This is a genomic window from Pontibacter vulgaris (genome assembly GCF_022758145.1).
Classification (GTDB): Bacteria; Bacteroidota; Bacteroidia; order Cytophagales; family Hymenobacteraceae; genus Pontibacter; species Pontibacter vulgaris.
The window spans coordinates 163221-177496 of sequence record NZ_JAJVDH010000004.1; the positions used below are offsets into that span (position 1 = coordinate 163221).

The 14276-nt window shown below is 46.5% G+C and carries 12 protein-coding genes and 1 pseudogene; 5 read left to right on the plus strand and 8 right to left on the minus strand.

Annotated features, from left to right (window positions below):
• Positions 1-82 precede the first annotated feature (82 nt).
• Positions 83-1861: a chloride channel protein gene (locus LWP20_RS10940; RefSeq protein ID WP_242928183.1), complete on the plus strand. Its 1779-nt coding sequence runs from the start codon at positions 83-85 to the stop codon at positions 1859-1861.
• Positions 1862-1955: 94 nt separating this feature from the next.
• Here the strand turns inward: LWP20_RS10940 and LWP20_RS10945 are convergent, their stop codons facing one another.
• Positions 1956-3602 (minus strand): AsmA family protein, encoded by a 1647-nt coding sequence (locus tag LWP20_RS10945; RefSeq protein ID WP_242928184.1) that lies wholly within the window; start codon positions 3600-3602, stop codon positions 1956-1958.
• Positions 3603-3795: 193 nt separating this feature from the next.
• Here LWP20_RS10945 and LWP20_RS10950 point away from each other — a divergent pair, with 193 nt between their 5' ends.
• From LWP20_RS10950 to LWP20_RS10960, 3 genes are read left to right on the plus strand one after another with little or no spacing between them, the layout of a single operon-like run.
• A complete protein-coding gene (locus LWP20_RS10950; protein ID WP_242928185.1) occupies positions 3796-4353 on the plus strand; it encodes a TetR/AcrR family transcriptional regulator in 558 nt (185 codons plus the stop codon).
• 34 nt (positions 4354-4387) lie between these two features.
• Complete coding sequence (locus LWP20_RS10955; RefSeq protein ID WP_242928186.1) at positions 4388-5254, plus strand: alpha/beta fold hydrolase; 867 nt, start codon at positions 4388-4390, stop codon at positions 5252-5254.
• A gap of 46 nt (positions 5255-5300) precedes the next feature.
• Positions 5301-5876, plus strand: a complete 576-nt coding sequence (locus LWP20_RS10960; protein ID WP_242928187.1) for a hypothetical protein — start codon at positions 5301-5303, stop codon at positions 5874-5876.
• 61 nt (positions 5877-5937) lie between these two features.
• On the opposite strand, the pseudogene hisIE reads toward LWP20_RS10960, so the two are convergent.
• The 4 genes and pseudogenes from hisIE to hisH form a co-directional block, all read right to left on the minus strand.
• A pseudogene (gene hisIE / locus LWP20_RS10965) lies at positions 5938-6564 on the minus strand (bifunctional phosphoribosyl-AMP cyclohydrolase/phosphoribosyl-ATP diphosphatase HisIE); the annotation flags it as partial.
• A gap of 54 nt (positions 6565-6618) precedes the next feature.
• Entirely contained in the window at positions 6619-7377 is a 759-nt protein-coding gene (gene hisF, locus LWP20_RS10970; protein ID WP_242928189.1) for an imidazole glycerol phosphate synthase subunit HisF, read from the minus strand.
• Positions 7371-8093, minus strand: a complete 723-nt coding sequence (hisA, locus tag LWP20_RS10975; protein ID WP_242928190.1) for a 1-(5-phosphoribosyl)-5-[(5-phosphoribosylamino)methylideneamino]imidazole-4-carboxamide isomerase — start codon at positions 8091-8093, stop codon at positions 7371-7373. The genes hisF and hisA overlap by 7 nt, the downstream gene beginning before the upstream one ends.
• Complete coding sequence (hisH, locus tag LWP20_RS10980) at positions 8090-8671, minus strand: imidazole glycerol phosphate synthase subunit HisH (RefSeq protein WP_242928191.1); 582 nt, start codon at positions 8669-8671, stop codon at positions 8090-8092. The genes hisA and hisH overlap by 4 nt, the downstream gene beginning before the upstream one ends.
• 323 nt (positions 8672-8994) lie before the next feature.
• Between hisH and LWP20_RS10985 the strand changes: the two genes are divergently transcribed.
• Complete coding sequence (locus LWP20_RS10985) at positions 8995-11043, plus strand: S9 family peptidase (protein WP_242928192.1); 2049 nt, start codon at positions 8995-8997, stop codon at positions 11041-11043.
• Positions 11044-11303: 260 nt separating this feature from the next.
• Here LWP20_RS10985 and LWP20_RS10990 read toward each other — a convergent pair whose 3' ends face one another.
• The 3 genes from LWP20_RS10990 to trpB are packed head-to-tail and all read right to left on the minus strand — an operon-like array spanning position 11304 to position 14276.
• A complete protein-coding gene (locus tag LWP20_RS10990; protein WP_242928193.1) occupies positions 11304-12314 on the minus strand; it encodes a bifunctional 3-deoxy-7-phosphoheptulonate synthase/chorismate mutase in 1011 nt (336 codons plus the stop codon).
• Positions 12311-13093: a tryptophan synthase subunit alpha gene (gene trpA / locus LWP20_RS10995; protein ID WP_242928194.1), complete on the minus strand. Its 783-nt coding sequence runs from the start codon at positions 13091-13093 to the stop codon at positions 12311-12313. The genes LWP20_RS10990 and trpA overlap by 4 nt, the downstream gene beginning before the upstream one ends.
• A complete protein-coding gene (gene trpB, locus LWP20_RS11000; RefSeq protein ID WP_242928195.1) occupies positions 13083-14276 on the minus strand; it encodes a tryptophan synthase subunit beta in 1194 nt (397 codons plus the stop codon). Before trpB ends, trpA begins: the two co-directional genes overlap by 11 nt.

Below are 14276 nucleotides of genomic sequence, written 5' to 3' on the forward strand. Positions count from 1 at the left end.
TATGGTTTAACTTAATAATGTAGAACTTAACTGAGATAGCAAGTACCTTTGTATTCTTAAGTATTAACAATACCCGCATTTCATGTCTTTCCTTAAAAAGTATAAATTACCCCTCCTCTGGTTGCGCCGGCATACCTCCAGCCGCGAATTTATGCTTATTTCCAGTGCACTGGTTGGGTTCACAGCAGGCATGGCTGCTGTTATACTTAAGACCATAGTACATTACCTTTACATTATGCTTGCCTATGGTGGCCGCCTGCTCGACAGGCCAGTGCTGCTGGTAATATTGCCCATCATAGGTATACTTCTGACGGTATTGGTAGTACAGCTGTTTTTTAAAGGAAAAGTAGAAGGTGGTACGGCTGGCATTCTTTACAGTATAGCTCAGAAATCAAGTATAGTCCGGAGGAGTAAAATGTACTCTTATGTCATAACCAGTGGTATTACAGCAGGTTTTGGTGGTTCTGCAGGTCTGGAGTCCCCTATCGTGGTTACCGGTTCGGCCATTGGCTCCAACTTCGGCAGGTCGTATCATCTTAATTACCGTGAACGCACGCTTTTACTGGCTTGTGGTGCTGCTGCTGGTGTTGCGGCAGTTTTTAATGCCCCTGTTGCGGGTGTTCTGTTCGCTGTCGAAATTTTGCTTACAGATATAAGCATTTCTGCTTTTATACCGCTAATGGTTGCAGCTGTAGTTGGTACGCTCTGCTCTACACTTACCCTGGACGAAGACCTGCTATTCTTTGTTGAAAAGATAAATGATTTTTACGCCGGCAACATTCCTTTTTACATGATTTTAGGCGCGCTTACCGGCCTGATATCTGTGTACTATACCCGCACCGTACATTGGATAGAACATATTTTTGAACCACTAGCCAGCAATGTATACAAACGTGCTTTGATCGGTGGCTTATGCCTGGGCTTGTTGATCATGTTGTTCCCGCCACTTTTCGGGCAGGGCTACGAAGCTATAAAACTGCTGCAGCACGACAACGCTGATCTATTGCTGAAAGATAGCTGGCTAAACTTTTTCGGGACGAATGAGTGGGTGGTGCTTTGTTTTGCAGGTGCGCTTGCCTTGGTAAAAGTAGTGGCTTCTACCCTTACACTGGTCTCTGGTGGTAAAGGTGGTAATTTTGGTCCTTCTATGTTTGTGGGTGCTTTTGCAGGCTTCTTTTTTTCGAAGTTTGTAAACCTCACAGAACTGGGAAATGTACCTATAAACAGCTTTACCATGGTGGGCATGGCCGGTATACTTAGCGGTGTGATGCACGCGCCTTTAATGGGGATATTTTTGATCGCAGAAATTACGGGTGGCTATGCCCTTATTATACCGCTGATGATCGTTTCTGCCACCTCTTATGCGGTTGTAAAATATTTCGAGCCATACTCCCTTGAAGCAAAAAAACTGGCACAAAAAGGACAACTCCTCACGCATAATAAAGATGCTACCGTACTTCGGATTATGAAGATCCGGCACCTGATCGAAACCGAATTTCAACCTGTAAGCCCGGAGGCAACGTTACGCGAACTGGTAGATGTTATCGCCCATTCCCGCCGAAACCTTTTCCCGATTGTAAATGCCCAAGGCACATTGGAAGGTATCATTTTGCTGGAAGATATCCGTGAAATAATGTTCAATACCTCTAAATATGATACGGTTAAAACCAAAGAACTAATGGTAAAACCACCTGTGCTGGTGCAATACGATGATAGTATGGCAGACGTCATGAAAAAGTTTGATGAATCAGGGGCCTGGAATCTTCCGGTGGTGGAAGGTGAAAAATACCTGGGTTTTGTTTCTAAGTCCAGCATTTTCACGAAGTATAGAAAGCTGCTGATAAAGACAACCAATGTTTAAAAGCGTAAACTTATGCCTATCTATAGTTCTGGCCAGGTTTATATCAAGCGATTATACTTCAACTGAATTTAAGTTTATACTTCTGAGCTATACTTTACCTGTTCGGGTCCTGTAAATCTACACCTAACTTTTCAACTCCGGCGGCGCTCCTGAAACCACTTATCAGGCAATCTTTCCAGTAGCTTATGACAGATCTTTTCCTAGAGCGTGCAACAGTGATAGTGCCTGCTCGCAGGCTTTCCCCCTCTTTCGGGTTATCAGATTTTATAACCACTTTGTTGGCTACTTTAGAGAGTATTTTTTTCCGGAAGGTTTGCCGCTTGTCTTCGTCTTTGCTTAACACATCCACTTTGAGGTCACTATAGCGCAGGTTAAGGTTTCCGGTTGCTTTTGTTCTGGTAAGCTCCACCCTGAAATCACTTTTCTGAATCCGGCCTTCCTCTATACTTATAAAAGCGGTTGGCTCCAATATAGAATTAAGCGTAGCAGGATTTGCCGGACCAACAGTGCCCTTCAATGTATGATAACCACTTGGGTCGAGCAGGTTAAGGCGTATGGTGGCCGTTACCGGTGCCGTACCATTTATACTTCCGCGCACTTTAGCTACTGCAGGACTTTTAGCCGACATCAGGTTCTTGTCGTTGGTTAGGTTACTTATACTTGCATTGATATTCTGAATAGTAATCACTCCGGTCTTGGTTGCTTCGGGCACCAGTTCTTCGTAGCGCACAAACATACCCTGCACTTCCAGGTGCCTGATATTTAAGCCGGTTTTTAATTCCTGCACCAGGTCGTGCGGCAAAGGCTTCTCGCCTCGCTGCACGTAGTTCTTCTTATCCTGGTATGCTCTTAACGACGGATTTTTTATGTCCAGTCGCTTTACTGCCAGGTTATTGTAACGCGAATGGGCATTGTAATTCACGCCACTTACATTTATTTCGGGCACAGTCAGTCTTATTCGTGATATTGCTTTTCCCTCACTTCGGGCCATTTCGTTATACTTCAGCAACGGCATCACTTTAAAATTTCCTAAGTTCAGGGTGCCATCCGCTGTATTAGCTTTAACTGCACTTGCCTGCAACTTATAGGTGCCATCCGGTAAAGTATAACCAAATTCACCCGATTCTAAAGCCAAACTTTTTGCATAATAGGCTCTGCTCTTATCGTAAAAGGAAGCACTGTCTAAGCGGAGATCATGCACATTAATTGTAAAATGCTCCAGATAAATCTTATCAGCTTTTGAGTCTTTACCAGTTCTGATCCGTATCGTTCCGTCTTCAATTTCGATGCGGTTAATGTGCAGGTTTTTAGCAATGCCTTGCAGCGATTTATGTAAAGGCTCATGCTGCTGCGTTGTATCCGGGCGCATTTCTGTTACCTGCAAAGCAGGTTGCTTTACAACAAGGCTACTTACATCAAGCGGTTTTCCCTGAAGTATACCTATAAAATTCACCCCTGATATTACAAGAGATCTTGTGTTCAGATCGAGCAGGATGCGTGGTGCTTTATTGATTTTCGAAGCGCTGTTTTTAGCTGCTTTGTCATGTTTCTCCCACACAGAAAAATCAGGTATAAAATGCACGCTATCGGCAGCAATGCGTCCGCCCAGAAAGGAAGTGCTGAAGCCATATAGTTTCAATGTATACAATCCTTCGGTTTGAGTGCGAACTGTAGTTTCCAGCTTCTCTTTTAACCAGGGACTAAAGTAACGTGTGGTTACCAATACTGTAATACCAATCAAGAGCAAAACGACAAGTATAGCCCAAGTCCACCATCTACGAAAAAGAGATCTGAAATTCACGGATAAGTCAAATTTTAGGCTACATACGCTTTTCTGTCTGCACTGTTCATCAATAGTTTAATTCCTAAATCAGACTTTGATTTGGCTAAGTAAAATTAAAACTTTAATATTGAACGTACGTTCATTCATAAATATGAATCGATTTCAGGAAAAGCGGGAACTAACTATAAATAAGCTGCTTGAGGTGGCCTTGCGCTTGTTTGCAGTACAGGGTTTTGAAGCAACTTCTATCCGAACTATAGCCGCAGAAGCAGGAATCTCGCTGGGCTTGCTATACAATTATTTTAAGAGCAAAGACGAACTGCTGGAAGCGATCTTTAAACGCGGCGTAGAAGATATACATGCTTCTTTTCAGAAAACGCATGACACCTCTGGCTCCGGAATAGAGCGGCACATACGGCAGACAGTTAAACTGTTGAAAGAGAAAAAAGACTTCTGGAAACTCCTTTATGGTATCAGGATGCAATCTGCAGTGGTACGCCAACTTATGGATGAAATGAAGGAACAAACAACTTTTATAGAGGCTCAGATAAAACACAACCTGATAGAAGCAGGTACCCCCTTCCCTGACCTGGAAGCCAAACTGCTGTTTGCCTCTATCGACGGAATAGCGCACCACTATTTGCTATATGACAATTACCCGATTGATGACGTAGCTACCTTGCTTATAATGAAGTATAAAAAGAGCTGATTAGTAAGCTCCTGCAACATCAAACTACAAAACTATGAACTCACCAAAATGGCTAGACCGCATACTTTATCCGTTTGCGCACCACACATTGCAGCTACCACAAGGCAATATGCATTATGTAGATGAAGGCGAAGGCGATGCGATCGTATTTGTACACGGTACGCCCACCTGGTCATTCTTGTGGCGGCAGCAGATTAAACGATTAAGCAGAACCCACCGCTGCATTGCCCCCGACCATCTGGGTTTTGGCCTGTCAGATAAGCCTGTTGATTTCAGTTATACTCCGGAAGCCCACGCCGATAACCTGGAAAGATTGATAGATCATTTGCAACTGAAGAATATCACATTGGTCGTGCATGATTTTGGAGGGCCAATAGGTTTGCGTTATGCCCTGCGCCACCCTGAAAATGTAAAGAACCTAGTGATACTAAACACCTGGATGTGGAGCCTGGAGGCTGAAAGCAAGATCATGAAGATCAGCAGGTTTATGTCAGGTGGAATTGGCAGATTTTTATACTTACAACTGGGTTTTTCAGCTAATATACTTCTGCCGCAAGGCTACCACGAGCGCAAGCACCTCCCCCGCGACATTAAACTGCATTATCAAAAACCGTTATCGTCAGCCAGTAGCCGATTCGGTACCTGGCAATTTGCTAAAGCCCTACACAATTCAACTCTATACTTTGCTGAACTATGGGAAGAACGCGAGAAACTACGAAGTATAAACAAGCTTATACTTTGGGGTGAAAAAGACAAATTGTTGCCGCTGCATTTCCTAGATAAATGGGAACAGGAATTTCCGGAGGCAAAGGTTATAAAGTATAAAGCCGGGCATTTTGTGCAGGAAGAACGTGGCGGTGAAGTAGCCGAAGCCATTCAGAACTTTATATTAGAAAAATAGAATATTTGGCATCATCTTGGCTAAGTAGTTTTGTAAAATAAAACCTATGAAAAAGACATTACTTTACATTTGCCTGACTTCATTAGCCCTCCTCAATTTCTCTTGCGACAGCGACGACAAAGAAGAAGTTATTCCGGAAATGGAGCTTTCCATGGATCGTACCTTTATGTACCACGATACCCATGAAACAAAAGCTGCCAGCTATGCTTCTGATGATCTGCAAAGCGGTTTCTTAACTGGAAATGAAAAGTTAACCATTTATGTAGGTTCCGAAAAAGATGGAATCTCTTTTGAGATAGCAGATGCTGATCTGATAAGCGGTTATGTTGGGAATTATACGTTGAAATCACTTCCTAATCCGGAGAACGGCAAAGCTAAAATAACTTACTCTTACTCAACCAGCGGAACATCAGGGTCAGTCATGTTTAGCCAGGCAAACACAATGATCGGCTCAATTGAAATAACCGACTATAATGAAAAGCACAACCTTATTAGCGGTGCTTTTGAGTTAAGAATGGAAGATGTGCCAGACCCAACAGCCACATCACCAACTAACCCAAGAAGATGCGATGTAACTGTAACTGGAACTTTCGAGAATGCTAAACTGACTTCAAATCCATAAACAAAAAACAGCGCCAAGTATACCTTATACTTGACGTTGTTTTACATAATAACCCTACTCTTTACTTCTTCTGATGGCGTTCCTGCAGCACCGCCACAACATCTGCTAGTTCCAAACCAGTAGCAGCTAATAACACTAATAGATGGTAAAGAAGATCAGCCGCTTCGCCTTTCATGGTATCCAGTTTACCGGCTACAGCGTCAATTACTGTTTCTACCGCTTCCTCTCCTACTTTCTGGGCTATCTTGTTCACGCCCTTTTCGAACAGGAAGTTGGTATAAGATCCTTCCGCCGGATTAGCTTTACGCTGTTGAATAACTTCTTCCAACTGCGCTATAAATTGAATTGCCTTCGCTCTTTTGGCAGTCTGTTCTTCACCAAAGCAGCTGGTGGCTCCTGTATGGCAGGTTGGGCCGTTGGGTCTCACTTTTATTAGGAGCGAATCGTTGTCGCAGTCTTCGGCTATACTTACCACCTGCAGCGTGTTGCCCGATGTTTCGCCTTTGGTCCAGAGGCGGTTTTTGGAGCGGGAAAAGAAAGTCACCAGTCCTTCCTGCTGCGTTTTTTCCAAGGCTTCTTGGTTCATGTAGCCTAACATCAGCACCTGGCTTGTCTGCTCGTCCTGTATTACAGCGGGCACTAATCCGCCCATTTTATCAAAATCAATTTTCATAAAGTTCTGAGTCTCGAGTTCTGAGTTCTGAGTTTATAATCACTCATTCGCTCAGTCACTCATTCAAAATTATATTCTCACATCCACGTCCTGCGCTTTCAGGAAACGTTTCAGGTCCGGTATCTCCAGTTCACGGAAATGGAAGAGGCTGGCTGCCAGAGCAGCGTCGGCGTGTGCCTTGTTGAAAGCGTCTACAAAATGCTGCATGTTACCTGCACCACCCGAAGCAATAACCGGAACAGAGACAGCTTCCGAAACGGCTTTGGTGATATCTAACGCAAAACCTGCTTTAGTGCCGTCGTTGTTCATGCTGGTAAGCAGAATCTCGCCGGCGCCCAGTTCTACTACTTTCTTGGCCCAGTCAACTGTATTGTACTCAGTTTCCACGGTGCCGGCGCGGGTGTATACTTTCCAGCCGGTGGCCTCGGTATACTTGGTGTCGATGGCAACAGTAACGCATTGGCTACCAAAGCGGCTCGCCAGATCGTGTACCAGCTTTGGATTTTTAATGGCAGCTGAGTTGATGGATACTTTATCAGCACCGGCCTGCAGCAACAGTTCTACATCGGCAACAGCACTAATGCCACCACCCACCGTGAAAGGAATATCAATGTGGCGGGCTATATCGCGCACCAGTTCTGCAAAGGTTTTGCGCTCTTCATTCGTAGCAGTAATATCCAGGAAAACCAGTTCGTCGGCACCTTGTGCAGCATACCATTTTGCCAGTTCTACCGGGTCGCCGGCATCACGGATATTCTCGAAACGGACACCTTTTACTGTGCGGCCATCCTTAATATCAAGGCAAGGGATAATGCGTTTGGTTAACATACAAATCGCTCTAAATCTTTTAAACTGATGGTGCCTTCGTAAATTGCTTTGCCAATGATAGCACCTTTAACGCCGATCTCCTGCAGTTGCTCCAGGTCGGTTATAGTTGTAACACCGCCGCTTGCAATTACTTCAGCTTCTGGCAGCGTAAGTTTTAAATGGCGGTACGTGTTAATGGATGGCCCCTGCAGTTTGCCGTCTTTGCTTACATCTGTACAGATAAAAATACGTGCACCAGTTTTTACATAACCAGAAATAAAATCCTGCAGCGGGTATTTGCTTTCTTCAGTCCAGGCGCTGATAGCGATGTTGGTGCCTTTAAAATCTGCCCCGATGATGATCTTCTCCGATCCATACTTAATCAGCCAGTTCTTTACCGTTTCAGGTTCGCGCACAGCTATACTTCCGGCCGTAATCTGAGCTGCGCCAGCGTCAAAAGCCTGTTTTACCGCTTCATCCGACTGCAGACCACCACCGAAATCTATGATTAAGCCTGTATTGGCAGCTATACTTTCCAGTACCGCCAGGTTTACCGGTTTCTTGGCACGGGCACCATCCAGGTCTACCAAATGCAGGCGTTTGATTCCGTGTGCTTCAAAACGTTTGGCTACTTCCAGCGGTTTGCTGTCGTAGGTGGTTTGCTGGGCAAAATCGCCTTCGGTAAGGCGCACGCACTGGCCGCCAATTATGTCTATCGCTGGGATGATCTCCATCATAGGGCTAAAAAGTTTTTCAGAATTTGAGAGCCGGCAGGTCCGCTTTTCTCCGGGTGAAACTGCGCGGCGTAAAAGTTTTTATAGTGTAAGGCAGCCGAGAATGGCTCTGGGTACGATGTCTGGGCAATGGTATATTCGCTCATTGGCACGTAATAGCTGTGCACATAATAGGCATACTCACCTTCATTTATACCTGCAAAAAGCGGTGATTGCAGCTTCTCGAGCTGGTTCCAACCCATGTGCGGTACCTTCAGATCAGTTTCAAATCGCTTTACCGCCAGCGGAATAATACCCAGCAGATCGGTATCGCCTTCTTCGGAGTGCTGGCAAAGCAGCTGCATGCCCAGGCAAACACCAAAAAACGGCTGCTCCAGCGTTGGCAACAGCTTATCCAGGTTGCGGGCCTTCAGCTGGGCCATCGCTGAGGAAGCTTCGCCTACACCCGGAAAGATCACCTTGTCGGCAGACTTAATGGTCTCGAAGTCGCAGCTAAGGGTAGCATTTATACCCAGCCGTTCCAGCGCAAACATCACCGACTGCACATTGCCCGCCTTGTAATCAACTATAACTAAGTTCATTTTGTATTAATTACAAATTAAATAATTACGAATTATGAATGAATTCTAAAGTATAAATCCTGTAAATCCTGATTCGGACAAAAACAAAAAAGCCTGACTCGTTTCGGAGTCAGGCTTTTGGATATATACGTTTATACTTCTAGCAAATCCATAGGCAAGCGGCTCCGAAACTATTGCTTCGTGCATGATGATGGTACATATGAGCCATTGTGCCTTTCATTACTGCAAATATAAGACAAGTATAGTTCAGTAACTACAAAATCTTACAATCTCTTCTCTTCACAAGCATTTCAGAATACCGCCATTTAAATTACATTTGAGGTATGAAAAAGACATTGATACTGGCTGGCGTGTTTGCTGTAACTATAGCGCAGGCACAACAGCGCATGACTCCGGAACTGCTCTGGAAGCTGGGGCGCGTTTCGGCTGAGGCGGTAACGCCCGACGGTAAATCGGTTATCTACGGCGTTGGCTATGTAAATATGGAAGAAAACGGCAGCGAGCGCAATCTCTACCGTATTCCTGTTGCTGGCGGACAACCTACCCAAATAACAGCTACAAAAGGTGGCGAAAGTGTAGTTAGGGTTGATAAAGCTACTGGCAACATCATTTACCTGCACAAAGGCCAGCTGTGGCAGCTAACAGGCGGTAAAGGCGAACCAAAGCAGCTTACCAACGTTGAAGGTGGCCTGAGCAATGTTCGTTTCTCGCCGGATGGAAAGCATGTGTTGTTTTCGCGCGAGGTGGAAGTGAAAAACGTACACAGCAAGGATATTTACCCTGAGCTGAAGAAATCGAACGCTTACGTGTACGACGACCTGAACTACCGCCACTGGGATACCTGGGAAGACGGTAAGTTTCAGCACGTTTTCTTCGCCCCTTACAACGAAGGCAAGATTGGCACGGCTACCGACATCATGAAAGACGAGCCTTTCGATACGCCGCAAATGCCGTTTGGCGGACTGGAAGACATGATCTGGAGCCCGGACAGCAAAGCTATACTTTATGTGAGCAAGAAGAAGTTCGGAAAAGAGTACGCGGTTAGCACCAACACCGACATTTACCGCTACGACATAGCTTCAGGAAAAACAATCAACTTTACGGAAGGCAACATGGGATATGACAACGCTCCTGCCTTCTCGGAAGACGCTACCAAACTTGCCTGGTTAAGTATGGATGAAGACGGTAACGAAGCCGACCAGAACGAGATGATTGTTCTCGACACCAAAACCGGACAGAAGTATAACCTGACCAAGGACTGGGATGAAACGATAAACTCCTTTACCTGGAGCAAAGATGGCAGCAAGATCTGGTTTGTAGCGCCAACTAAAGGTACGATACAGCTGTTTGAAGTATCGCTACCTAAAAACTTAGGCAAATTCTCGGCTAAAAGTATAAAGCAGGTTACCAAAGGCCAGTTCGATATCAATGGCATTGCAGGCCAGTCAGGCAACAGCCTGATCGTGTCGCGCGCCGACATGAACCACGCTGCCGAACTTTTCCGTGTTGACCTGAAAAACGGTAAACTGACGCAACTGACCAATGTGAACGACGCGATCTACAGCAAACTATCACTGAGTAAAGTTGAGTCACGCGTTACCAAAGCTACTGATGGCAAAGACTTGTTCTCGTGGGTAGTTTATCCGCCGGATTTCGACCCGAACAAAAAATACCCAACCTTGCTTTACTGCCAGGGTGGCCCGCAATCAGCCTTAACACAGTATTACTCTTACCGCTGGAACATGCAATTGATTGCTGCTAACGGTTATATCGTGGTTGCACCGAACAGACGCGGAATGCCGGGCCACGGCGATGAATGGAACCGCCAGATCAGCGGCGACTGGGGCGGACAAGCCATCCGCGATTACCTGACTGCTATAGATGATGTGGCGAAAGATAAGTATGTAGACAAAGACAGACTTGGTGCTGTGGGTGCCAGCTACGGTGGTTACTCCGTGTTTATGCTAGCTGGTCTGCACGAAGGTCGCTTCAAGACCTTTATCGCACACGACGGTTTATTTGATATACGCAGCTGGTATGGCACTACCGAAGAGCTTTTCTTTGCCAACAACGAACTGAAAGGCCCTTACTGGGATACAAAAGCCCCGCAAGCTTATAAGGAATTCAACCCGATCGAGCATGCTAATAAATGGAACACGCCAATCCTGATCGTTCAGGGTGGCCAGGACTTCCGTGTAGGTATTGAGCAAGGTTTGCAGGCTTTCCAGTTGGCACAGCTGAAGGGTATTAAAAGCCGACTGTTATACTTGCCAGACGAAAATCACTGGGTACTGCAGCCGCAAAATGCAATAGTTTGGCAGCGTGAGTTCTTCAAATGGTTAGATGAAACGCTGAAACCAGCCAATAACTAAAGTATAAAAGCCCGGTGCAATTAAGTACCGGGCTTTTTCTTTTTGACTGTCCCCTTGAGGGGACAATAGGGGTGTTTACTCGTGCAAGATAAATATCCCCCCTAACCCCTTCAAAGGGGGACTTATCCTTTCAAGCTTTTCCTTTTGCTGGCGCGGGTTTGCAACCCGTGTCCTTACAATAATATCGGATTTATTATCCGATTAGGCCAGAGGCCCAACTATAGTTCGTCACGAGCGAGGACGCTCGCGCCATAGCTATTCTAAAAACTCTCCCTTAAAGTATAAGCCTGACGCATACGACGTATCAGCCTTTCTGACTCTTTAAAATTCACCGTCTGCTGTCCGTCAGAGAAAGCCTCTTCAGGCTTCTGATGCGTTTCGTAGATTACACCGTCTGCACCAGCCATCACCGCTGCCAGCGACATTTCTTCTACATAGTCGCGTAGACCAATTCCATGCGATGGATCAACTATAACCGGCAAGTGTGTTTTGGCTTTCAGCACTGGCACTGCGTTAAGGTCCAGCACATTGCGGTAAGAGTTTTCATAAGACCGAATACCGCGCTCGCACAGCATGATCTTTTCGTTGCCGTTCGAGAAAATGTACTCTGCAGCCTGCAGCAGTTCTTCCAGTGTACCGGAAATACCGCGTTTTAGAAGTACAGGCTTCTGCGCCGCCCCTAAGGAATCCAATAAGTTAAAGTTCTGACTGTTGCGCGCTCCCACCTGGAATACATCCACATAATCGATCATGTCTTCGATCTGCGACACCTGCATAACCTCGGTAATGATCTTGATCCCGTTCTCACGGCAAATGCGGTGGAACATCTGCAATCCTTCCAACCCAAGTCCACGGAAAGCATACGGCGAACTGCGCGGCTTGAATACGCCGCCACGCATGATCTTCACATTATTCTCAACCAGGTGCTGCACCACCAACTCGATCTGCTTTTCGCTTTCGATAGAGCAAGGGCCGGCCATGATACTGAACTGCCCTTCGCCAATCACCACGCCATCACCTAGGTCAATGCGGGTAGGTTCAACTTTCCATTTGCGAGAGATCAGTTTATATTCATCCGACACGCGGTGAATGTCTGCTACGCCAGGCAACTGGCCAATGGTACGAATATCAAAATCTTTCTTGCCAATGCCTACGATGTAATGGCCTTCCTGCGTCAGTACTTCGTTGCCCTTAAAGCCGACAGCCTTAATCTGCTGCAGGATGTTTTCTTTCAGTTCAGCAGGTATACCTTGCTGCAATTGTATGATCATACTTCTTGTTTAATGCGTTGGATGAATGTCTGGATATTTTGCTCTAGGCTGCCTTCCTGGGCCAGCGCCTTTATAAAAGCACTGCCGATGATGGCGCCGCGTGCGTGGTTGCAGGCCTGCGAAAAAGTATCGCGGTTGTGAATGCCGAAGCCGATCATGCCCGGATTACGAAGCCCCATCTGGCCTACCCGCTCGAAATAACCGGTGTTAACTACTGCCTTTCCGTTCGTGCTGCCAGTTACCGACGCCGACGAAACCATGTATACAAAACCATTGGTGTGGCTGTCGATCTCACGAATGCGCTGCTCCGGAGTTTGTGGCGTGATCAGGAAGATCTTGCTCAGGTTATTCTGCTCAAACAGCGCTTTATACTCCCGCACATAATCTGAAAGCGGCAGGTCCGGAAGGATAATTCCATCTATTCCGATTTCTTTGGCTTTCTGGCAGAAGCGCTCCACTCCATACTGCATAACCGGGTTCAGGTAGCCCATCAGCACCAGCGGAATCTGTGTATATTGGCGGATGTCTTTTAACTGTTCAAACAGCTTCGGAATGGTCATGCCATTGCGCAGGGCAATTTCACTGCTTTGTTGTATGGTTGGGCCATCCGCCAAAGGATCAGAGAAAGGCATCCCTACCTCAATCAGGTCAACGCCATTCTTCTCCAACTCCAGGATGATCGGAACAGTATCTTCCAGGTTTGGGTAGCCGGCCGTAAAGTATACCGACAGCAGCCCCTGTGGCTTTTGTTCGAAAAGGGTTTTGATTCTATTTTCCATGGAGCTCAAATCTGTCTAAGTAGGTAGTTAAATCTTTGTCGCCGCGACCGGAAAGATTCACAACTATAACTTCGTCCGGCTTTGCACCGATTCTGCCAAGAGCTGCCAGTGCGTGCGCGCTTTCCAATGCAGGTATGATTCCTTCCAGTCTCGTTAGCTCCAACACTGCCTGTAGTGCTTCGTCATCGGTTATACTTTCGAAAATGGCTCTTCCGGATTGGTGCAGGTGCGCATGCAGCGGCCCAACACCTGGGTAATCCAGCCCCGCCGAGATAGAGTATGGCTCGGTTACCTGCCCGTCATCTGTCTGCATAAGCAAGGTGCGGCTGCCGTGTATAATGCCTTCTCTGCCCAACACCGATGTAGCTGCCGACTCACCGGAACCAACGCCCAATCCGGCTGCTTCCACAGCCACAAGTTTCACTTCAGGCGTATCCAGGTAATGGTAGAATGCGCCTGCTGCGTTGCTGCCGCCGCCCACACAAGCCACCACATAATCTGGGTTCTCGCTGCCGGTCTTCTCTTTCAGCTGTACTTTTATCTCTTCTGAAATTACCGACTGAAAACGCGCTACCATGTCCGGGTACGGGTGAGGACCAACTACCGAACCGATGATGTAGTAAGTGTCTTCGGGGTTGTTGATCCAGTCGCGGATGGCTTCGTTGGTGGCGTCTTTCAGGGTTTTGCTGCCGCTGGTGGCTGGCACTACCGTGGCGCCTAACATTTTCATTCTGGCCACATTAGGTGCCTGCCGTTGAATGTCTACTTCACCCATGTACACGATACACTCCAGTCCCATCAGGGCGCAAACCGTAGCCGTAGCCACGCCATGTTGTCCGGCACCTGTTTCGGCAATAATGCGTTTTTTACCCAATCGTTTCGCCATCAGTACCTGCCCAACGGTGTTGTTGATCTTGTGCGCACCGGTATGGTTCAGGTCTTCGCGCTTCAGGTAAATGTTGGTGTTATACTTTTCAGATAAGCGCTTGGCAAAGTATAGCGGCGTTGGGCGGCCCACATAATCTTTCAGTAATGTCTGCAGTTCTTCCTGAAACTCCGGCTCTGCCATAATCTTTAGGTAATTCTGGCGCAGCTCTTCCACATTGGGGTACAGCATTTCGGGGATATAAGCTCCGCCAAATTTGCCATAGAAGCCGTTTTCGTCAACGTTATAGTTTATCAT